16 protein-coding genes are annotated in these 20801 nt (G+C 58.1%); 5 read left to right on the top strand and 11 right to left on the bottom strand.

Annotated features, from left to right (window positions below):
- Window positions 1-141: 141 nt before the first annotated feature.
- From IH881_16640 to IH881_16630, 3 genes are all read right to left on the bottom strand, one after another.
- Entirely contained in the window at window positions 142-849 is a 708-nt protein-coding gene (locus IH881_16640) for a hypothetical protein (GenBank protein MCH7869323.1), read from the bottom strand.
- Window positions 850-1285: 436 nt separating this feature from the next.
- Window positions 1286-1528: a hypothetical protein gene (locus IH881_16635; GenBank protein MCH7869322.1), complete on the bottom strand. Its 243-nt coding sequence runs from the start codon at window positions 1526-1528 to the stop codon at window positions 1286-1288.
- 419 nt (window positions 1529-1947) lie between these two features.
- Window positions 1948-2418 carry a YbaK/EbsC family protein gene (locus tag IH881_16630; protein MCH7869321.1) on the bottom strand — a complete coding sequence of 157 codons (471 nt, stop codon included), beginning with the start codon at window positions 2416-2418 and terminating at the stop codon, window positions 1948-1950.
- Between the two features lie 559 nt (window positions 2419-2977).
- Here IH881_16630 and IH881_16625 point away from each other — a divergent pair.
- The 3 genes from IH881_16625 (at window position 2978) to IH881_16615 (ending at window position 8614) form a co-directional block, all read left to right on the top strand.
- The gene (locus IH881_16625; protein ID MCH7869320.1) at window positions 2978-5728 is read left to right on the top strand and encodes a hypothetical protein; all 2751 of its coding nucleotides are present in this window, start codon (window positions 2978-2980) and stop codon (window positions 5726-5728) included.
- A gap of 362 nt (window positions 5729-6090) precedes the next feature.
- Window positions 6091-8028: a right-handed parallel beta-helix repeat-containing protein gene (locus tag IH881_16620; protein MCH7869319.1), complete on the top strand. Its 1938-nt coding sequence runs from the start codon at window positions 6091-6093 to the stop codon at window positions 8026-8028.
- A 148-nt stretch (window positions 8029-8176) separates the two neighbouring features.
- Complete coding sequence (locus IH881_16615; GenBank protein ID MCH7869318.1) at window positions 8177-8614, top strand: hypothetical protein; 438 nt, start codon at window positions 8177-8179, stop codon at window positions 8612-8614.
- A gap of 27 nt (window positions 8615-8641) precedes the next feature.
- Here IH881_16615 and IH881_16610 read toward each other — a convergent pair whose 3' ends face one another.
- The 8 genes from IH881_16610 to IH881_16575 all read right to left on the bottom strand — a co-directional run bounded on the left by IH881_16610 (window position 8642) and on the right by IH881_16575 (window position 18888).
- Entirely contained in the window at window positions 8642-9352 is a 711-nt protein-coding gene (locus tag IH881_16610; protein ID MCH7869317.1) for a hypothetical protein, read from the bottom strand.
- Complete coding sequence (locus tag IH881_16605) at window positions 9319-11595, bottom strand: glycosyltransferase (protein ID MCH7869316.1); 2277 nt, start codon at window positions 11593-11595, stop codon at window positions 9319-9321. Before IH881_16605 ends, IH881_16610 begins: the two co-directional genes overlap by 34 nt.
- Before the next feature lie 146 nt (window positions 11596-11741).
- Entirely contained in the window at window positions 11742-12755 is a 1014-nt protein-coding gene (locus IH881_16600) for a hypothetical protein (GenBank protein MCH7869315.1), read from the bottom strand.
- Window positions 12756-12758: 3 nt separating this feature from the next.
- Complete coding sequence (locus tag IH881_16595) at window positions 12759-16262, bottom strand: hypothetical protein (protein ID MCH7869314.1); 3504 nt, start codon at window positions 16260-16262, stop codon at window positions 12759-12761.
- Window positions 16263-16324: 62 nt separating this feature from the next.
- The gene (locus tag IH881_16590) at window positions 16325-16822 is read right to left on the bottom strand and encodes a hypothetical protein (protein MCH7869313.1); all 498 of its coding nucleotides are present in this window, start codon (window positions 16820-16822) and stop codon (window positions 16325-16327) included.
- On the bottom strand, window positions 16819-17814 hold the full coding sequence (locus IH881_16585; protein ID MCH7869312.1) for a prepilin-type N-terminal cleavage/methylation domain-containing protein: 996 nt from the start codon (window positions 17812-17814) through the stop codon (window positions 16819-16821). Before IH881_16585 ends, IH881_16590 begins: the two co-directional genes overlap by 4 nt.
- Window positions 17804-18226 (bottom strand): prepilin-type N-terminal cleavage/methylation domain-containing protein, encoded by a 423-nt coding sequence (locus IH881_16580; protein ID MCH7869311.1) that lies wholly within the window; start codon window positions 18224-18226, stop codon window positions 17804-17806. Before IH881_16580 ends, IH881_16585 begins: the two co-directional genes overlap by 11 nt.
- Window positions 18226-18888: a prepilin-type N-terminal cleavage/methylation domain-containing protein gene (locus tag IH881_16575; protein MCH7869310.1), complete on the bottom strand. Its 663-nt coding sequence runs from the start codon at window positions 18886-18888 to the stop codon at window positions 18226-18228. The genes IH881_16580 and IH881_16575 overlap by 1 nt, the downstream gene beginning before the upstream one ends.
- A 586-nt stretch (window positions 18889-19474) precedes the next feature.
- On the opposite strand from IH881_16575, the gene IH881_16570 reads away from it, so the two are divergent.
- Entirely contained in the window at window positions 19475-20236 is a 762-nt protein-coding gene (locus IH881_16570; GenBank protein ID MCH7869309.1) for a PEP-CTERM sorting domain-containing protein, read from the top strand.
- Between the two features lie 356 nt (window positions 20237-20592).
- A partial coding sequence (locus tag IH881_16565) for a hypothetical protein (protein ID MCH7869308.1) occupies window positions 20593-20801 on the top strand: 209 nt, incomplete at its 3' end.

Genomic DNA, 20801 nt, shown 5'->3' with positions numbered 1-20801 from the left:
CCTCGGGGTGAGATTCCTGGGGGCGACTCGACCCCACCTCAAGCTGGTAACGGGTGTTGGTCAAACACGAAAAGGCCGGGAGCATTGCGCTCCCGGCCTCTCGTCTCGACTCTTGAGTCAATTTGCTGCTGTCGGCTTGACCTACTTGCCGATTTCAGACTTCGAGGCAGCCTTCTTGGTCGTCGATGCATTTTGCTGCAGCAACAACCCTTGAGCCTTCAAGCTGACAACAGCGCCCACTACCTTTTCCACGTAGTCCGAGTGTTCCGGATAGAGGCCGTCAAGCGTCGCCTGATCGAAGGGCTCAACCGCGCCGCTCAAGCGGCAAACCAAAGTTCCAAGACCGCCTTGGAAGATCGAATTAAGAATTGGATCGAGGAACGGATTACCTGTGGGGGTTGTGTCGTAGGTAGCCGTGGAAACGTATTTCGCCGTGGGGGCTTCCAGTGATGGCAACCGCACACCGCCAGTGACATTCCCGTTCCCGTCACGCGCGAGGGTAAAATCAGGATTTGTATCCATCACGACACCAGCAGGCGGCACCGCGTCGTCCAGAACCTGTTCCTGCATTCGCTCCCAAAGCGCATTGATCACATAAGAGCCAAATACCGGGCCATCGGCGACGGTATTGAGCTGCTCTTCGCAGAGGTCTGAGAGAGACACCGCTTGATGCGGAAAGCCAAAGGTATCTGCCGGGATGATTTCAATTCCTTCATGTACCGTGCTGTGCGCCGCACCGGTGATCTCATAGTAACGGAACGTCGGAGTGTCGGGTTGGCGCCCAAAGACGCTAAAGCCCAATCCTTCGAAATCCGTCTGGGTCACAGTCTGGTAGACGGGTACCGGCAAGTTGGTACTTACCAGACTTTGTGGGTAGGCGAAAAGAGGCGTGCAGTCGGGAAAGGGCGGAGATCCCGCCGAGTTGCAGTTGGGCCCAAAGTTGATAGGCCGCGCGTTGATCCCCGATTGGATGAAATAACCGTCGCTTACCCCGGGCTCGTGAAAGCCACTCGCAAAGGTTACGACCGAGCCAGCCTGCTGGGATTCGCCAGCATGCAGCACTAGGTCTACGGCGTAGTCCGCTGGCAGAGGATTTCCGGGATCGTCGCTTCTCAGCAAATTTGCAACCTGGTTGACGATGTCATACGCCAGGCCATTTGCCGGAATCGAAAGCGTGGTGTATCGCGTGCCGCACGATGGCGGCAGAAAGCCCAGCAGCCTGCAACCTCCGACAAGAAAGTTGATGGCAGTGGAACTGTTCGTGATGCCAACATAGATGATGCCCTCATTCGCGAAGTACTCGGCGGAGGGATCCCAACTGGGAGCCGTATCGAAGCGCCGTTGAATTCCACCACTCGATGACGACGGTGCCATTGGCCTTGATGGCCTTGGCCGGTCGCCTCACGATGATTCGGGTTCTGTAGGGAACACCGGTTTCGATCGCGACAATGTCAGTGGGCCCTAGAGGGGGGTTGTGGGCGTAGTTGTAGAGCGTGGCCTCACCCGAAATGAAGAATTCTTCTTCCACATATATATTCTTGCGGAAGGTTTTCGACGAGCCGCACCCCAGGCACGAAAGCGGCACCCTGACCTGTGGGCGGCAGCGTGACGCTGACCGCGTCGGTTGGGCCCGCCGCTGCAGATAAACTCATGAGCGGCAGCACACAAAATAAGATTGTGATCAATTCTTGCACAAGATGTTTCATTCGCATGGATTCCTCCCCTCCAACTGTGAATTTCAAGTAGGCGCAGCTTCACTATTGTGTTGGCAATTTGGTGAGTCAAGAAGAATCTCATAACCTTACTAAACGCGATTTGTGGGTATTTACACCCCCGGACTGAAGGATCCCAAGACAGCTGTTTCTGTGGTTGAAACAGTGGCTGCTGGCAGTAAGCGAGGCTGAGCCTTGAAGGCGAGGGCCCTGTCAGAAAAACTCGATCACTGGGTCAAACGGGGCGACCGAGCTGCCCATACGCGGTGTTCCAGCCGAGTGAGCGGAAGTCGGCGCCCGAGACGTGTACCAAACCCGCGTGATCACCTTCTTCGAAGTAGACATCGGGGACGCGCAGCAAGCACTCATCGATCGCCGTTGGGATGTTGTACGCATTCCCCATCGGAGGAATGGCTCCGCGCTCGCAACCGATGAAGATGTCGGTCAACTCTGACTCTGAAGCGAGTTCGAGATGGCGTCCGGTCGCCCGCTCGAGTCTGTCCATGTTGACCCGGCATGATGCGGGCACGACGGCCATCACGTAGCCCCGCTCGTCCTCGAACAGCACGCACTTCGCCACGAGACCGCGAGGTACGTGCGCAGCCCGCGCGCTCTCGCTCATGCTGTTGGTATGTCCATGAGGTAGGACGTCGTACTCGATATGGTGACTGTCCAAATACCACTGAAGTCGCCGATTGATGCTCATTGTTGTGTCCTCCCCGTAGGCTTTCGTTGTCGAGTCAGTTGCGCCTGAGGCGACCGATCGCTTCACGAGTCACGGGAAAATTCACAACGAACCTGGTTCGGAAATACTGGGGCGGGAAGCGGGTGCCCCCGTCTCTATATTCAACATCTTGTGCCCTGAAGGCAAGCGGAATTGTCCAGCGCCCCGTGTTTCTGCACGAGCGAAGGGAACCGCGCGCACCGTATCAATGAGAAACCTGGATTCACGGTAGAGGTTTCCTGATGAGTGAATCGGGTGTTCGATACCGGGCACATTTTCAGCGGTCAGCGGGTGCCGTGCTGAAAGATCGCGCGAAACCAGACAATGCCTCGAGCTTCAGTCCGTCGGAGCGACTACGACAGATTCGGACGGATCACCATCAGGTCGACTTTTGCGATTCCGGCGAGGTTGGCCCAGCGGATTTCGAGTGCTTGGCGAATCTGCACAAGGAGCCCAGTAAATTGCGGCAAAATGGGCCTAATTCCGTTGTAGTCGCTCACCACCAGCGGCGTCACTTCGGGCCGTCAATTTTCGAATTCAAATGACCCTGGTTGCAGAAGCGAGGCAACCGGGCGGCGCTGCGAATTCCGCTGTCCTTCCGCAAAAATGCGAAACAAATATCCACGATTCGTGGCAAAGTAGCCTGTGGGAGTTTAGGGACAGGAGTCTGCTGCTGGAAGTTGCTGCCCGCCGAAACAGGATCTCTGCGTCTTCCGTCCTGACGCTCGCTCTCCTCGCTTTTGCGCTGGGGCCTGGCGGCCTTGCGCGCGCGGCTGACATTCACGTCCCCGCCGACCGATCCACGATTCAGGGCGCCATCGTCGCAGCAGCAGCGGGCGACGTGATCATCGTCGCGCCTGGCGTCTATCCGGAACTCATCAACTTCCTGGGCAAGGCCATCGAGCTACGCAGCTCCGGTGGGCCTGCGGTTACGACTATTGACGGCAGCGCATTCACCGAGAGCGTGGTGCGCTGTGTGAGTGGCGAGGGTCCCGACAGCATACTTCGAGGCTTCACCATCAGCGGCGGGACCGCGGTCCTCGGAGGAGGGATGTACAACTACGGCAGCAGTCCCACCGTCATTGACTGCATCTTCAGCGGGAACAATGCATCGGACCGAGGCGGAGGGATGCACAATCTGCTGTCGAGTCCGACTGTTCTCGATTCCACGTTCATCAACAACGTCGCCACCGCGATGGGCGGGGGAATGTACAACGAGCAGAGCACCACGACGATATCCCGGTGCATCTTCGAAACAAACACTTCCACCAAGGGCGGCGGAATTCGCAACTACATCGATGGCCATATTACGATCAGTGATTCGATATTCAGTCACAATGTGGCGTTGGAAGAAGGCGGCGGACTGGATAATCGTAAGAACAGCAATGCAAACGTGACCCGCACTGTGTTCATCGGAAATACGGCCGCGTCGGGTGGCGGCGCAATACACAACTACGTCGGAAATGCCGTGGCAACCGGGAACCCGGTGGTGACCAGCTCGATCTTCATCGGCAACAGCGCGCCCGAGGGTGGGGCGATGCGCAACAACGATCCCAATCCCGTCATCACGAACTGCACGTTCGTGGGCAACTCATCCGGCATTCTGAGCCGAAACGGCAGTGTGCCGATCATCTCGAATTCGATTTTCTGGGGAAACACGGGCGAAACATTTCTCGGCGATTCCACCCCGATCGTCACGTTCAGCACAATCGAAGGCGGTTTCCCCGGCACGGGAAATATCAGCACCGATCCGCAATTTCTAGATCCAAACGGCCCAGACGGAGATCCCGCCACCCCGGAAGACGGAGACTACCACCTCATGTTGAATTCCCCGTCGATCGACGTGGGTGACAACGCTGCGATGAGCTTGCCTGAGAAGGATCTCGATGGCATTGGGCGAATTGTGAATGGAACCGTGGATATGGGAGCCTACGAGAGCGTCCTCTGCACGTCTTCCAGCCAGTGTGACGATCTCGATCTGTGCACCGTAGACGTCTGCTCGGCGAACATCTGCACGAACGATCCGATCGTCTGCTCGCCGGGCGACGTCTGCACGGCCGGCGTCTGCGAACCCATCTGTGACGACGGTGTGGGCTGCACCGACGATACCTGCGACGGTGCCGGCAACGTCATCCTGAGCGTCCCAAACGACGCCGCCTGCGACAACGGCCTCTTCTGTGACGGGAGCGAAATTTGCGACCCGGTACTCGATTGCCAGCCGGGTACTGCTCCTTCAATCGACGATGGTGTCACGTGTACCGACGACAGTTGCGACGAAGCGGGCAACCAGATTGTTCACGTAACCAACGATGGCAGCTGCAGTAACGGACTCTTTTGCGACGGGAGTGAGACCTGCGACCTGGTGCTTGATTGTCAGCCTGGCACTGCCCCCGCAATTGACGATGGCGTCGCCTGCACCGATGACAGCTGCGACGAAGCAGGCGACCAGATCCTCCACGCCACCAACGACGGCAGTTGCAGTAACGGTCTCTTCTGTGACGGGAGTGAGATCTGCGACCTGGTGCTCGACTGCCAGCCCGGCACCGCGCCTTCAATTGACGATGGCGTCTCGTGCACCGACGACAGCTGCGACGAAGCGGGCGACCAGATCCTTCACGTTGTTAACGACGGCAGTTGCAGTAACGGTCTCTTCTGCGACGGTAGTGAGACTTGCGACCTGGTACTCGACTGCCAGCCCGGCACCGCGCCTTCAATCGACGATGGTGTCTCGTGCACCGACGACAGCTGTGACGAGGCCGGCGACCAGATCCTTCACGCTGTCAATGATGGCAGTTGCAGCAACGGCCTCTTTTGTGACGGCAGTGAGACCTGCGACCTGGTGCTTGATTGCCAGGCGGGTATCGCCCCCTCAATCGACGATGGTGTCACCTGCACCGACGACAGTTGTGACGAGATCGGCGACCAGATCCTCCACGCGACCAACGACGGCAGCTGCAGTAACGGTCTTTTCTGTGACGGCAGTGAGACCTGCGACCTGGTGCTCGACTGCCAGCCCGGCACCGCCCCCTCAATCGACGATGGTGTTTGGTGTACTGACGACAGCTGCGATGAGGACAGTGACGAGATCCTCAACGCCGCCAATGACGAAAGCTGCGACGACGGGGATGAATGCACGGCGGAGAGCTGTGATGAAATTTGGGGGTGTCTCTCTGAGGAGATTCCTCAATGCGGAGGAATACCGGTTCCCGCGATGCAACCGCTCTGGATGCTCGTCCTGGTCGTCGCATTCGTCTTGGTCGGCGCACCCGTCGCTAGGCATGGACGGAGATAACGCGGGTCACGGATCGACCTGTGCCTGTGCGCCTGAGAAGCAAGCAGGTGTTCGGGGCTGCCTCTCTCTCGAGTATGCCTTCTGCCAAGCTTTGGATCGGGTCCGGAATTGTTGACGTTATCGATGTTGATATTGAGTTGTGGAGCAATCCCATCAGTAGATGGTGCTACACACCAAAAAACAAGAAGCCGCATCGCTTCGGATAACGCACGCGCTCGACGGTGTTTACGAAATCAGCTGCACAGTAAATCAACTATTGTGTGTCGGGATGAAACTGTAGTGCGTCGTATGAGCCGAAATAGTGTAATCTGGCATCGACGATGGGGGAGGAGGTAGGACATTCGCCTGAAGGAGTTGTAGTAATGACCCTCACTGTGCGCGTACTGGTCATCGCTTTCATGGCTGCGGTTTACGGATCTCATGGCTCGGCCCGAGCAGCCATAATTCAGGTTCCAGGGGATCACGCCACGATTCAGTCCGCCATCGACGCGGCGACACCCGGCGACGAGGTCCTCGTAGCACCGGGCAGCTACAACGAGAGCATCGACTTCAAGGGCAAGGCCATCGCACTCCGCAGCAGCGGAGGAGCCGGAGTTACCGTCATCGACGGCAGCTCGCTCAACCAGAGCGTCGTGCGTTGCGTGAGCGGGGAGGGCCCTGACACCGTCTTGCAGGGTTTCACGATCAGAGGAGGCAACGCGCTCAGCGGGGGCGGCATGCTGAACATAGGCAGCAGCCCGACCGTCCTCGACTGCATCTTCCGGGAAAACACCGCCAGCGACCGCGGCGGAGGAATGCACAACGATCAAGCCAACCCCACGATCGACGGGTGTTTGTTCGTTGACAACTTCGCGACCGAGATGGGCGGCGGAATGTACAACCAACGGAGCAGTCCGACGATCGTTCGAAGCGAATTCCGAACGAACTTCTCCAACAAGGGCGGCGGAATGCGGAACTACATCGACGCGCATCCCACAGTCACTGACTGCATCTTCAGCCACAACACCGCCGGCTCGGAAGGCGGCGGTATGGACAACCGCAAGAACAGTAATCCGGTTGTGACTCGCTGTGTGTTCGTGGGAAACAGCGCCGTGGACAGCGGAGGCGGAATGCACAACTACGTGGGCCTGGGCATTCCGGACGGCAATCCAGTCGTGAGAAGCTCTCTCTTCCTCGGAAACAGCGCCAGGGAAGGCGGGGGAATGCGCAACAACGACCCTCACCCGGTGATCACGAATTGCACCTTCGCGGGAAACATCGGCGGCGCGATCCGTAGCAACAACGGCAGCACGCCCACGATCGTGAACTCCATTCTATGGGGAAATTCAGGGGGCTCCATTACTGGCGATGCGATGGTCAGCTTCAGTGACATCGAAGGCGGGTTCCCTGGCACGCAAAACCTGAATGTCGACCCGCTGTTCCTCGATCCGAGCGGCGCATCAGGCAACTATCGCCTCCTGAAGCCCGACTCTCCCTGCTTGAATGCTGGGGACAACGCAGCGCTTCAGCTCCCCGCCACGGATCTGGACGGCAACTCGCGAATTTCGAATGGCACGGTGGACATGGGTGCCTACGAAGACGTTTCTTGCGCCCTTGCGGCGGAGTGTGACGATGCCGACCTGTGTACTGTGGATGTCTGCTCGGCAGGCATATGTGCAAACGATCCCCTCGTCTGCCCGCCCGGGGAAGTCTGCGCAGCGGGCATCTGCGAACTCCCGCTCTGCGACGGGGATGGCGTTTGCGAACTCGGAGAGAATTGCATGGAGTGTCCCGGTGACTGCGCCAGTGAGCCGGGCGCCATCTGCGGGAACGGAATCTGCGAATCCGGATTTGAGAACTGTTCCAGCTGTGCCATGGACTGCAACGGGAAGCAGGGCGGTAAGCCGAGCAATCGGTTCTGCTGCGGAGACGCCTCGGGCTGTAGTGACGCGCGTTGCTTCGAGGGCGGATTCAGCTGCGACGAGGGGTCGAGCCCCGCGACCTGCTGCGGCGACGGGCTGTGCCAGGGCAATGAGTTAAACGCTGGCTGCGAGGTGGATTGCGGATCCAATCCATGCGGGGACGGGTTCTGCGCTGTGGATGAGGATGCGTGCTCGTGTTCGCAGGACTGCGGTCCGGCCCCAGCCACAGAGTTCATGTGTACCGATCAGCTGGACAACGATTGCGATGGGCCGATCGACTGCGCCGATACGGACTGCATCGACGACGCCGCATGCAGCTGCGGGGGCAGGGGCGCCGCGTGTTCGTCAAACCCCGATTGCTGTTCGAACAAATGCAAGAAGAACAACACCTGCCGTTGATGATCCGCCGTGAGGAATGCCAGGGGCAATCGCGGTAGAATGGCGCGGCCTGGGGGACGCGACGACGACGTTCAAGTTCCTTGCGCGTCTATCCGATTTGCTAGCAACGCGCCGTCCATCGGAGACGAACACGCGTGCGGAGGATCTCATGCATCATTCACGTACACTCCTGACTGCTGCGCTCGCCCTGTTCGTCTGCGCCTGCGCGCCGTTGTCGTCGGTCACCATCGGCAGCGGTGGTCGACACTCCCTTCAGGCGGACAAGCATCACCATCATGGTCCGCCCCCACACGCTCCGGCCCACGGCTATCGCCATAAGCAACAGCATCAGGGGCAGGATCTCGAGTTCATATTCGATTCAGACCTGGGGGTCTACATCGTGATCAATGTGCCGGATCGCTATTATTGGAACGGCTACTACCTTCGCATCGACGGCGACCAATGGTATGCGAGCGTGAATCTCGACACTGGATGGAAACCTCGGAGTCAAGATTCTCTCCCGCCGGGCTTGAAGAAGCACAAGAAACATCCGAAGGGGAAGCACGGAAAGTCCAAGAAGCACCATCCGGGGAACGGACACCATTAAGCAAAGGCGAAGCGAGCCGAGCCGGGGTCAGAACGAGGTATAGAATTCCAGGCCGCCGTAGCCCCCACTTCCAAGGTCGGAATCCTCTTGAAAACCTGAGTGCGCCAGCAGCGAGAACCTGCCAAAGGGAACCTCGACCAGAGCCCCCACCTGCACCGCATTGAAATCAAATTTTCTACTGTCCATGCCCCCGAACTCGAGGCCGACAAAGACGGGGCAGCATCCTGTCTCGGGCAAGTAGGTTCGCAGCTTTCCTCTGATTCGTCCGAACCAGAATTCATCGCTGTCGGCGTAGGAAACCATCGCGTGGAGGTTGTGGGTCTCTTGCGAGTACATGGCTTCTGCTTGGACGAAGACACCGGATTCGAAGTAGTGTCCAAAGTTTCCTTCATCCGGGCTATCTTTCCCCCACTTCAGTTCTGCACCGAGGAGTCCCGTGACGCTCCAGTGCCCATCGCCGAACACCTTGGTGACGCCGAGTGATGGAGTCAGGGACTGGACATTGGCTTCTATATTGACATTTTGATCTTCGTATTTATAGCTCTGCCCGGTCACGAACAGCTGAACAAAGGTCTCGAGACCCAGGGGCTTCCATGGCAGGTCTTCATTCAGCCCCAGGTAGGCAAAGTACTGTTCATCATTGTCCAGTCGGACACCGGTGAACAGGTCTCCCGCGCTGGCGCTCGAGCAGGGGAGCAGGATGATCAGTGCGAGGAGGGCTGATGCCAGGACTGCCATGTCGGCTCCCCCTTCGTGATCGCGTTGATTTGGAAACGAACGAGGGTTTCTTCGTCTCGTTCGATGGACTCGATCGGAGTCACGCTCAACTCCACATTTTCGATCGTAAGTACACAGGGTTGCGAAGGCACCTGGTGGCTTCCAGAGAGCACCACTGTCACGCCGGCGAACGAGATGTCCCAGGTCCGGCCAGTAAGGATCGCGCCATCGTACTGAAGTTGACAGGCGTTTGCGAAGGGCAGCCGCGGTGTGCTCCGACGACTCGGCCGCAGGTGCTCTCCAATTTGTGCGAGCACCGAGAAGATCGACCCCAGACTACCCATTACACCCGTCCCCGAAGCCTCTTCTTCGTCCTGCAGCGTTGACGACGAAAGCAAGCGAAAGATCAACCTTCGGGTGGTGGGCTCATCGAGATCTTCGAACTGCACGCCGAGTGTTGCGCCACCGCTGGGCTCGAGTTCCTGACGTACAATGGATCCCTTCAGCGTCAGCGGCTGGTCCCCTCTGGCTCCGAACGAGATGTGGATGCGCTTCTGTAGTGCGTACCTGGCAGCAGGTATCCAGAGCGCCACGCCCGCTTCACTGACATCCAGAATCTTCGCCGTCGTTTTCTCTGAACCATCGAGGATCATGCAAGGGACGCTGCTGACGCGGCGGATGAAATTGCGTACCTGTCGCTGGGAGCGAGCCGGCATGATGGCGGCCGCCAACAAAACCACGTTGAATGACGCCCACCACATACTGATCGCGAGCCCCGGAGTCGGATCCGGTCCGAACCACTGGCGCAGGCCGTTCGCGATCCCGAAGATCAGCAATCCAAAAACGCTCATGTGCCAACCTACCGCTGTGGCCCCCGCGAAGCCTTGCGCTTCGGAACGACCGCCCTTGGGCGTGACTTCGAACTCTGGGTTCGATTTTGAAAAGAGCAAACCCGCGAAGCTCGCCCGGGTCAATGCGAAGCACATGACAGTCTCATGGACATCGGACCAGAACGCACTGCGGGTGTTTCGACTGATCATCTTGATCGTCATGAGGGATGCTGCGTAGGACGAAAAGAAGAAATTGAGCAGTTCGCTGATGTCGGCCTTGATTGGGGAAATCGAAAAGGCGAGCCACGAGAGTGGGGCGATCAGATAGATGATTCGCGGGACGCCAAAGAAGAAATAGTGGATGGCACCGTAGTAATCCAGGCGCTGAGCCCAGCTGAGTCCCGGCTTGAAGAAGGGGTTGTCGTTTACGAGTACCTGGGCATTCCCTTTGGCCCAACGTGCGCGCTGTTTCGTGTACCCTTCGAAGGTTTCCGGCATCAACCCAAACGCCAGGGTCTCGTTCAGGTAGCACGACTTGTAACCCGCTGCGTGCAAGATGAGGCTGGTGTGAAGATCTTCCGTGATCGTGTCGGTCTGGAAGCCGCCAATCTCCTCGAGCGCCTTGCGTCGAAGCAGTCCGCTGCTCCCCGCAAAAAATGAGCTGTTGTGGTGATCGCGCCCGGCCTGCAGGGTTCTAAAGAAGAGAGCCTGTTCGTTGTACAGGTTCCGTCCTGGCGCAACGCTCCGCTGGAAGATGTCCTGATTATAGAAATCCTGCGCGGTCTGAACGATCGCGACGTCTTCGTCGGCGAAGAACCCGACGGTCTTCTTCAAGAAGTCCTGCATCGGAACATGGTCGACATCGAACACGGCGATGATTTCACCCGATGAGCGTTTCATTGCCTCGTTCAGGTTTCCCGCCTTGGCATGTGCCCGATCCGATCGGGTTCGATACGAGATGCCGAGTTCCGTCGCGAGCGCTCTCACCTCGGATCTCTGTCCGTCGTCCAGCACGTAGATCTTGAGGCGATCCTTCGGGTAATCCTGATACAAGCATCCAATCAGGGTGCGCTTTAGGATGTATAGGGGTTCATCGACGACCGTAACCATGATGTCGACAGTCGGGTATCTCTCGATCTCAGGGGATTGTCGGTCGGTCGGCGACCAGGACTGGAATGTGGACAGCAACAGCTGAGTGAATCCATAGAATTCGGCCAGGAACAGGGTCAGGCTAATGCCGATACTCAGATTATCTTCGAGGTTCAGCGTATAGAGTGCCCGCCACAGTATGTAGCGTGTCGTAAGGACGACGCAGATCGCCAGCGCAACTTTCCGCCCGGTGCCGCGCCAGGTAACGAAGCTGACGACGGCCAGCAGGCTGAGGGACAGCACCAGCGATGGGAACGGACTATAAAAAGAATCAATCCACTGCACGTGAAATTAATCGGGTTTCCGTATACGCGACATGAGTCGGCGCGTAGTTGAAAGATACGAGGCTATCGGAGAACCGACAACTGTGTGATAATTCAAGAGCCGCTTCGACGCGGGAAATTGGGTCGTCGACTGCGGGCGCACCCGAATCAAGGAGACGCCGGCGCAGGCTCCACTGGTGATGTCCCCACAGTCAATTCGAAGTGCTGGAGCGCGTAGCCGCGATGGCGATCGTCTACACGGATTTCAACCTGATGCACTCCGACTTCGTCCTCTGTGGGGGACCAGAGCAGCACACCCGTCAAACGGTCGATTTCCATGGACTTGGGCCCTCGATCCAGCGAATAGATAAAGCGTCGATCGCCGTCCGGATCGCTGGCCTTGACCTCGTACCGCAGGCTCCCGTCCGATGAGAGCTCTGGGGGCCTCGAGGTGATCCTCGGATCTGAATTCATGATCGTCACGGGGCCGCTCACTCTCGTGCTTCCGAATACTTCGCCATCCGTGACCTCGACCGAGACTGTGATTCTGTCGCCCCGGGTCAAGTGTGTGGTCGAAAAACGGTTCGACTTCGACTCCTGGATGTCCCCATTGAGCTTCCAAGTGTAGTCGAATTCGAGCGGGTCGTTGTCGTGGTCCACGACCTCTGCAACAGCAACGAGCTCGGTCCCGGGCAGGACCTCAGCGTCCGGCTGAAGCTCGAGCCCAACCCACTCTGCTGGAGTATTGCGGACCGTTACCTCACGCCAGACCGACTCGCTGACTTTGGCATCATTTTGGACGCGCAGTTGCACCCGGATCAGGTCCCCACGGCGCGCGTTCTCGGGCACCTGTAACTCGGGTCCGTCCGAAGCGAGCCTTCGCCCGTTCCACTCCCACAAGAAGCCTTCGAGGAGTTCCCCATGATCCGGATTTCGGGTTTCGAAGTTCAAGACCACGAGTTCCCCAGGCCCGGGTTCATCAGGCGTCAGGGAAGCGGAAACGATCTCGGGAGTGTGATCGGGTGCCACCGCGACCGGCGAGGTTTCGGGTTGGGGCTCGGAGCCCGGTTCTGCTCTGTCTCCGCCACAGCTCACCAAGGCGACACACGCAAGCAGCGCAAGAAGCGCTCTAACTGCCGTGGCCCTTCGATCCGGCGATCCCTCCAGATCCGAGATCTGCATTTTCTAGTCCACCTCTCTCCAGTACAGACCGCCAGGTGTGAGATCAATGTCACTGATCTCCTCGCTGGACAAGGCCGTACCCCGGTTGATGTAGATCCGGTTGGTCTTTCCATCGGGCCCAACGGATGTCCTGGGATCGGACGGGAGCCCGCCGCCAATTACGATCGAACGCGTCCGATTTCCACCGCCGTCGATGAAATCCCCTTTGCCGGTGCGAATATCGAAGACATACAGACTGGCCGAACCACGAGAGGTACAGGGATCTCCCGTATCCTCTGGCTTGAAGGACAACACGTAGACCTTGTAAGCGAAGATCTCAGCAGTGGTCACGAACTTTTCCCCGTCGTCCACTAAGAAGTAGTAACCGCTATTTGAAAATGATGTCGCACCGGCAGTGCCCGTCACGTCGGTGAGATCAGAGTCGGTCAAGGTGCCCATTGGTGTACCGAGCTGTTCGAGCGGATCGATGTCTTTCATGACGTAGAATCGGTTGTTTTCCTCAATTTTCGAAGTCACACCCGTGAAGCCGATGTCGTTGCGCTCCCCACTCCCAAATGCGAGCCACAGTTTGCCGCTGATGAAGGTTCCGGACGGACGTCGGAAGAAGCTCTTGTAGTAGTAAATTGCGCCGATTTTTACCCGGGGCGTCGAAAAGAAGATCTTGAAGGGCCAGTTCGGTTGCGTGCGGAGACCCGACCCGTCGTTCACGCGATCCTCACCCACCGGTTCGATGACCCACTTGAAGACATTGCCGCCGATATCGGCGACGTAGACCACGTCGGCGAATCCATCGTGGTCCACGTCAAACACCGCGGGCGCCGCCGGCATTGCATACAGCATGTCTGCCTGAGCGTCCGAGGCTCCCGCGTCGAATTTCTTCTCGGCCAACACTTCGCCGGTTGCAATATCGACGATGAAGATCGCGCGTCCAGCAGTTGCACTGGCATTGTAGTTGATGTCATCATTCGGATTACTGGCGCTGTCATAGCCGCCCGCAAAGATCGCCACATGCCGTTCGTACCCGGCACCGAAGTTGGTGTCGGTATCGACGTTGACCCGAATCTTCGTGATCACGGGAACTGACCAGGTCTCCCCCATGTACGCGAGATCGCCGTCGGGATCGTCCTCCCGGGGGAACTCCCAAAGGTAGCCTGGGTAGTCGAGGTCTCCCGCCGGGCCGGTGATCCCGCTGGTGTTTGTAACGTCGAGCGCGTAGTACTGACGCCCTCCCTGGCGCATCCCGCCAATGAGAACTGACCTCCATTCACTTCCGCTTGCGACCTTTGTGTTGACCACCGGGTCGCTGTACAGCCAGACGTCGGCGACTCGCGGGGAACCATCGACGTGATAGGTTCGATCTGTCGCGGGATCGACACGCAGATTCTTGATCGTCTTACGACTGGTCCAGGGCATGAAGGCAAATGCTTCTACTCCGGTTCCTTCGTCATACTTCGCGGGAGCTGGCGACGTCTGCCAATCCCCTGCATGAAAGCCGTGCAGGAAGCCGCTATTCGTCCCGACGTAGATCATTCGATCTCGCGCCGCGTAGGCGGTCTTGAACGCCACGTAGGATGCCGAAGTATTGAGCCGGCTCGGCTGGCGCACGACGACCGGATCCGAGTGGAAGATATCTCCAAAGGTCGAGGGCCGCTCCACACAGGCGGTGGATACGCTTACGTTGGTCCCCGATACTCCGGTGCTGAAGAAGCAGCCTTGCGCGAAAGCGACAACCTCATCGGCGAGGCCCTCTTCGTTCAGCGCGACACTATCTCCGAGCGATGCGTAGAGAAGCGAGTTCGGGGCGGAATTGGGTGGGCTGGTGAAAACCGAGATATCGAGATCCAGAGCAGTCAGATTGTCGTCGAACGCCACCATTCCGGGCGTTCCGGCGCTGATTTTTGTCGTGTAGAGAGTCCGCGCCAAGGGGCTGGGCATCTCCTCGGATACGTCCCAGTAATACACCGCGCTGGGCAAGAAGGAGCCCGAGTTGCACTCGCCCGCGTCGGCATCATCGAGGGCGCAGGTATCATTCTTGTCCTCGATGTCCCCGGCCGCTGTAATTTTCCAGGCGCGTATGTGTCCTTCCCAGAACGCGTTGCTTCCGGAGGGGAAGAAAAAGCTCTGGTAGAAATCGCCGCCGTCAGCCGTGCGAGCGGACGGTACGCTGGCCGCTGTGAACGACTGCGACTTCTCGATGATATCGTTGAGCGCGGCGATCAATGCCTCGGCGAGTTCCTCGCCGTCCTTCGCGTGAAAGAAAAGGCCGTTTCCCGCGTTCGCGACCTTGCGAAGAAAATCATCGGTCGAGTCGGAAGTTGCCAACCCCACCACATAGGTATCGATACTTTGCTTATCAACGAAATCCGGGCGCATGTCGGTTTCACTTGCGAACTTCGCGATGTCGTCCATGTACCACGCCGTCTCTTCGGTATCTCCCGGGACTTCGATTTCGCCGTCGACGTTGTAGTCGCCGATCAGGTTGCTGAAGCTGCTGAAACCTAGTGCGGTCGAAGCGGGATCCGAATCGAAATCATCCCGGGTAGGGCTACCGTCCGTTACGATCAATACGAAGCTCTTCTGGCAGGCGTACTCCATGGGATCAGCAAGGAGAGAGGCACCGGTGTTGAATTTCCCAAATTTGTCGTAGCTGTAATCTGGGAACCGCGTCACTCCGTCCTGACCGAGGGGAATGTCGCTGATGGTTCGACTCATGTAGTAGGTGTAGATCTGGAAGAGGGCTTCTCCCATTGCTGCTACTGCGCCGGGAAGCTGATTCTTGGTGCGGGACTCGAGGTTTGCTGCAAGATTCTTATTCGCTCGCGTTAAAGGAACGGATACAAATCCACCATTGGGATCTTCCGTGGAGGCATCGGCCGGGTACCGATACTCTGCGAGCCCGAATCGGATGCCCTTCGGCTCCGCGATGCAGAGCAGATCGAGCATGACGTGCTGTCCGGCCATGAAACGCGTCCGTCGGTATTGTTGGTTGAACTGGCTGGCGCCTCCCGAACTAGTGCAGCCCGCGTCGGCTGCGATCGCCGTCTGGATTTCATTGTAATACGCGTCTGCGGCGTCACTGAAATACCAGTTCAGGTATCTCCCGTCATACAACGTGTCAGACTGCGGCTTGAAGATCTCTCGAATGTTGCCGCACTCGTTCTCGGTGTTCCCGTAGTCGTCGGCGTTGTATGTGAGGGAGTTGTCCCAGAAGGTGCACGTTGGTGTCGCAGTTTGATCGTATTCGGGATGCCATTCGATCTGCATCATCGAAATGGAGTTGTCGAGAAAAAACACCACGTTGGGTTCGACCGAGGTGGTGAGCAGGAACAGGTCGTCGCCTTCCTGGGCAGACGCGCGCTGGGTTGCCGTCGCGAGTAGTATGGCGAACAAGGTGATTGCGAACACGGCTCCCCGCGAGATCCGGGTCTGCTGCATTCGCGCCGGTGGGTTTTCGATTTTAGTGGGCCAGTAATTCATCTCGATTTCCTTTCCGTTGCCGGGCAGCATCCAAAACTCGAAGCGCAGGCCCGACTGGTAGCTCCATCAGGAGCCAACACCTACGTGCAATATCATTGAGACGTATTTGAAACCACGACGCCGAGCGCGACTTCAATACGGGTCGCTATCGTCCCCGGAGCCAATCCCTCCACCCGCACGCGAAAGAGGTGCAGTTCGTAGTTGGTTCCCCCGACGTTCGCAGTCTGGCCCGAGATCCCCGCGGTTCCGAGATCTTCGACCGGGTTAGCAACCGTTGAATCGAGAGCGTAGGAGGGTTGTCCGTGGGGGAAAATAGTCGTATCTCCGAGGACGCCGGCCGTGAGATCCGGCGTTCCGGTCGCCTCGAGGGTTCTCAGAACTTCCGCCAAGCCCGCCTCGGCCGCATACAAGGACATGCTCTTGCGACTTTGATAGCCGGCTACCGTCTGGTCCCTACCGACGACATCGATTGTGGAGAGCGCCATCAAGGTCATCGCCATCAGGAGAACGGCACAAACGATCATCGCGAAGCCTGAACGTCGCTTCGAGTATTGGGTTCGCCCCGGCTTTTTTAGCTGTTGTCTCGTCATGAGTTCGAATCACGGATTAGAAAGTTGCGCAATTGCACGGTGCTCGTATGAACCCGACGCCGGAATCCATCCAGCGTGGTATTCGTGGCCCTGTTCTCCGCGGTCTGAAGTCGTCCACCGGGGAATTGAGCATCTTCATTTCGGGTCCGGGTAACGAAGGTGATCCGTATCTCGCGAGCATCCTCGGCGTTCAGCGCATTCGCGTCGTAGTCCGCGCCAACGCCGTCGCCTCGATACTCACCGGCATCCACCAGGTTGTTGCCGTTGTCATCGAAGAAGTAGGCGGCTTGCAGATCCTCGACCCCCATGGCCAGGGCCATGTTGTCCCGAAGTAGGGCGCCGTTGGCAATTCGGTACTCATGCGCCGGTATGGCGATCAGATCGAGCCCGGTGCCGGAATACGTCCCGAGAACATCGTTGAGATTCACGGTGATTTGGGAACTGCCCAGATTGACGTTCGTGACGGTGCCGCACGCCGTTCCACGGCCGGGATCTCCTCGGTCCAGCACAATGACCCCGGCGTTGACGCGGAAATCACTGTCGGTCGTCCCGTCTCCGTCTGTGTCGTAGGCGAAGTTGTCCGGTGATTCGAGCGAAAGGGAGACATCCAGCACATTCGATCCCGAAGTGACATTGGTGCCAGTATTGTTAAACGCAGCGCCGAGTTCGTTGTTATCGAGTCCAGCCGGATCGATGGCACTCGAGTCACTGAGATAGACGATGTCTGGAGCCGTCGTGGAATCCACTCCGCAGAATCCTCCGCCGGGCGGGACCATGAATCCCGCATGGCGAATGTCGAAATCGAGCAAGCCGGCGATCGATCGAGAACTCTGCTGCGACTCAGTTACCTGGGTCGTGACAGCGTTGCTGCGCTGATAGGTGGTGAAGGTCTGAAACACGTACGTCAAGACGACGCCCAAAATTGCGATCGAAACCATCAGCTCGAGCAGCGTGAAACCTCGTTGATCAAATCGTCTGTCGCTAAAGGCCATTATTGAACCTCAACGTCGTGAGACTGAAACTGCGATTGCCGCGACGTGGGTCCGTCCACGAAACGCGCACGTCGATCGAACGGGTCGATCCCGCAACGACGTCGGTGATGCGTTGATCAATCAGGTAGACCTTGTCGCTCTGCACCGCGCTCGAATCCACCTCTGAAGTGGCTGCGACGGGTGTCGTCCAGGCGCTGGTCGGAAGGTCACTCCAGTTCAGTCGACTGAGCTGCTCCAATTGCCCTTGGGCGACTTCGACTGCGCGGGTCAAGTCGCGACTCCCCTGGGCGCCGCGCATGACGTTGAGTTGCATGGCCGCGATGCCCATCATGCCGAAACCCAGGATGGACATTGCGATCATGATCTCGATCAGGCTGAAGCCACCGGACCTGCGCCGCTTATCTTGGTTCATCACGGACTCCATGAGTTCGACTCGGCCCGCCACACGTGGAATCGAGTGCCGCCCAGCGGCGACTGGACGATTGCGTAATCGCGACGCCCGTTCGTGATGTACAGAGCGCCGCCTCCGGATCCGACGGCGTCGATTGTCAGACATCCCGTACCATCGGCGTTGAATGTGACCGGGATGCCGTTCGGACGAAACAAAAGTCCATTGACGGCGACGGTCGGGGTTGCTGGACGGGCAAAGGTCGTTCCCGAGCCAATGGCTGGCCCGCCCGCATCGAGCGGTGCTGTCGTGCTTGCTTGCGTGACGCCCCAGGTGAAATCGTTACTGGCGGCAAGCGCGGTGCGCTGGTCTCCAGAGTTGAGAGCGCAGTTTTCGACCCCGGCGAAGAGATCGGTCACGGTAACGGCCGTCACGGTTTGGCCACTTGTGTTCTCGATCGGGTTGCCGGCAGCATCCTGTGTAGAGATGCCAGCAATATTGAACAGAAGAAGTTGATTCTGACCCGTGCGCATCGCCTCGGCACGGGCCAGGGCGAGCATGTCAGCCACGCTACGCGCTATCGCCGAGGTTCTTTGATCCTCGATCCATGAGCCGAGGGAGGGGACAGTGGAGGCTGCTAGAAGACCGAGAATACCGACGACGAACATGAGCTCGATGACTGTCATGCCACGGGTCCCGCGTGCACGGGGCTGAGCGCCGGGCAGGGCGAACGTACGACAAGTCGGTCTGGCGATCGGCGAACGACCGTCCAGCCGACTCGACTGATGAAGAATCGGATGAGGCATTACTGAGAGTTTTTCGGTTCACAGCGAGAATTTCTGAAGGGAAAACGGGGTCGGCGAAAGGCAAATGCAACGCATCGGCGGGTCCCGCAGTGTCGCGTATCCCCTTGAATACAAACGCTATTTTAAATTCTTGAAAATTGATCCCAGGAGCCCTGTTCACGCGGCCCGTGAGACGCTCGAAAGCCGATTGCAGGCTCTAAACAAGCCGTCGCCCCACTGCCTGAAACGTCGTGAATTGGGAAAACTTTTTCCGCAAAAGGCGAATAGCGGGGCCTGCTTCGACTCTCTGCAGGTGGAGCCGGGAGGGCAGGGAGCTCGCTAAACTACTGATAAACCGCCGGTTTTAGTATTTCTAGGCAATTCCAGAGTTTCGGCACAGCAGTTGCACTTATGTGTCAGTGGGACGAAACCGCCTCGTGCGCGCTCGCGCAAAGCGTGCGATCTGGTTTCGATCGGGAATGCTGATGTGCGTTTGGGCAAGGTGATGCTGATCATGACGATGGGTACAGCTGGAGTTGATCGGGAATCTGAGTTCAGGCTGCAGCTGCAGAAGAAGGTGATACTTCTCGCTGCGGTCGGACTGCTTGCGATCGGGCTGACAGCTCCGACCGCACAAGCCACGTCGATAACGTTCGAACTTGACTTCGAGTTTAGCGGTGGAACCGAACCCTCCTCAGCGACCACCCCCTGGGTTACGGGTACCCTCGACGACTCGTTTGGTGGAGCCAATACAGTTCGTCTGACAATGTCCGCAGTAAATCTCACCGGCGGCACGAACGGCGAGTCCCTGGCATTCTTTTATCTCAACTTCGATCCATCGCTGGACGCTGCAGACCTCACAATCGACTCGGTCAACAACGCTGATTCAGTACCTAACGCAGTTTTGATGCAAAACGACTCTTTCATGGCCAATGGCGACGGCTTTTTTGACATTGCGTTCAATTTCCCGCAGCCCCCTGGCCAGGGGGTTGGGCGCTTCACTGGCGGCGAGAGCGTAATTTATGATATTACGTACACCTCCGCGATTGACATCTCCTCGTTCCTGTTCAAGAGCGAAATGGGCGGGGGGACTGGCTCCTACTTCGCCGCAGCCCATATCCAGCGGACTGGTTCCGGGAACTCGGAGAGTGGCTGGATCGGAGCTGCCGTACCCGAGCCAGGCAGCGCAACCTTGTTGGGCCTCGGCATCACGGCGCTAGGTTTGAAGCGCCGACGCGCTGGTCGCTGATTCCGCACCCTTATTATCCTGTGTGACGCGCAGGCCAACGTGTTGGCCCGCGGTCGAGAGATCTTCGGGCGCGCCCGACACCGTATGGTCTAAGAGCGGTCCCACAAATCCAATTTGGTTACGCAGTTTTTTACCATCCATCCAAGAAAACTTTTGCCGGCAGACGGTCGGTCGAGCGGGCGCAGGATGCGCCACAAGTATTGGATTTTATGACGCTTTCGGATCGACTGGTCGCAACGAAGATCGTCTCGCTTCGATGTGTTGGCGCGCGCAGTTACGTGTATACTGATCGCTGTAGTAGGTAAGCGAAAATGCATTTTTTTCAACCGATCGAACAGCTAAGGAAGTCTCCCCTTATGACCCGTCTATCAGTCGCACTAGTTACCGCGATGCTCTTGCTTTCGGCGAGCACGGCCAGCGCACTCACGCTGAACTTTACCGCCGCCGAATCCGAAGCCGCAGGTGCGCGCGGCTCGCTGCTGTCGTTGGAAGTCAACCAAACGGGGGGCACCGTCATTGATCCCATCTGGACTGTGTTGATGACCCTCGATACGACTTCGTATTA

It is taken from the genome of Myxococcales bacterium (genome assembly GCA_022563535.1).
Lineage (GTDB): Bacteria > Myxococcota_A > UBA9160 > UBA9160 > UBA4427 > DUBZ01.
Note: the sequence above shows the minus strand (reverse complement) of the source record. Positions and strands in the feature narration are given on the sequence as shown.

Excerpts from the sequence above, each read along its gene's own strand:
- IH881_16630 (MCH7869321.1), bottom strand. The coding sequence starts at position 2,418 with ATGAGCATCAATCGGCGACTTCAGTGGTATTTGGACAGTCACCATATC.
- IH881_16620 (MCH7869319.1), top strand. The coding sequence starts at position 6,091 with ATGACCCTCACTGTGCGCGTACTGGTCATCGCTTTCATGGCTGCGGTT.
- IH881_16575 (MCH7869310.1), bottom strand. The coding sequence starts at position 18,888 with ATGACAGTCATCGAGCTCATGTTCGTCGTCGGTATTCTCGGTCTTCTA.
- IH881_16600 (MCH7869315.1), bottom strand. The coding sequence starts at position 12,755 with ATGCAGATCTCGGATCTGGAGGGATCGCCGGATCGAAGGGCCACGGCA.
- IH881_16590 (MCH7869313.1), bottom strand. The coding sequence starts at position 16,822 with ATGACGAGACAACAGCTAAAAAAGCCGGGGCGAACCCAATACTCGAAG.
- IH881_16610 (MCH7869317.1), bottom strand. The coding sequence starts at position 9,352 with ATGGCAGTCCTGGCATCAGCCCTCCTCGCACTGATCATCCTGCTCCCC.
- IH881_16595 (MCH7869314.1), bottom strand. The coding sequence starts at position 16,262 with ATGCTGCCCGGCAACGGAAAGGAAATCGAGATGAATTACTGGCCCACT.
- IH881_16580 (MCH7869311.1), bottom strand. The coding sequence starts at position 18,226 with ATGAACCAAGATAAGCGGCGCAGGTCCGGTGGCTTCAGCCTGATCGAG.
- IH881_16585 (MCH7869312.1), bottom strand. The coding sequence starts at position 17,814 with ATGGCCTTTAGCGACAGACGATTTGATCAACGAGGTTTCACGCTGCTC.
- IH881_16625 (MCH7869320.1), top strand. The coding sequence starts at position 2,978 with ATGACCCTGGTTGCAGAAGCGAGGCAACCGGGCGGCGCTGCGAATTCC.
- IH881_16615 (MCH7869318.1), top strand. The coding sequence starts at position 8,177 with ATGCATCATTCACGTACACTCCTGACTGCTGCGCTCGCCCTGTTCGTC.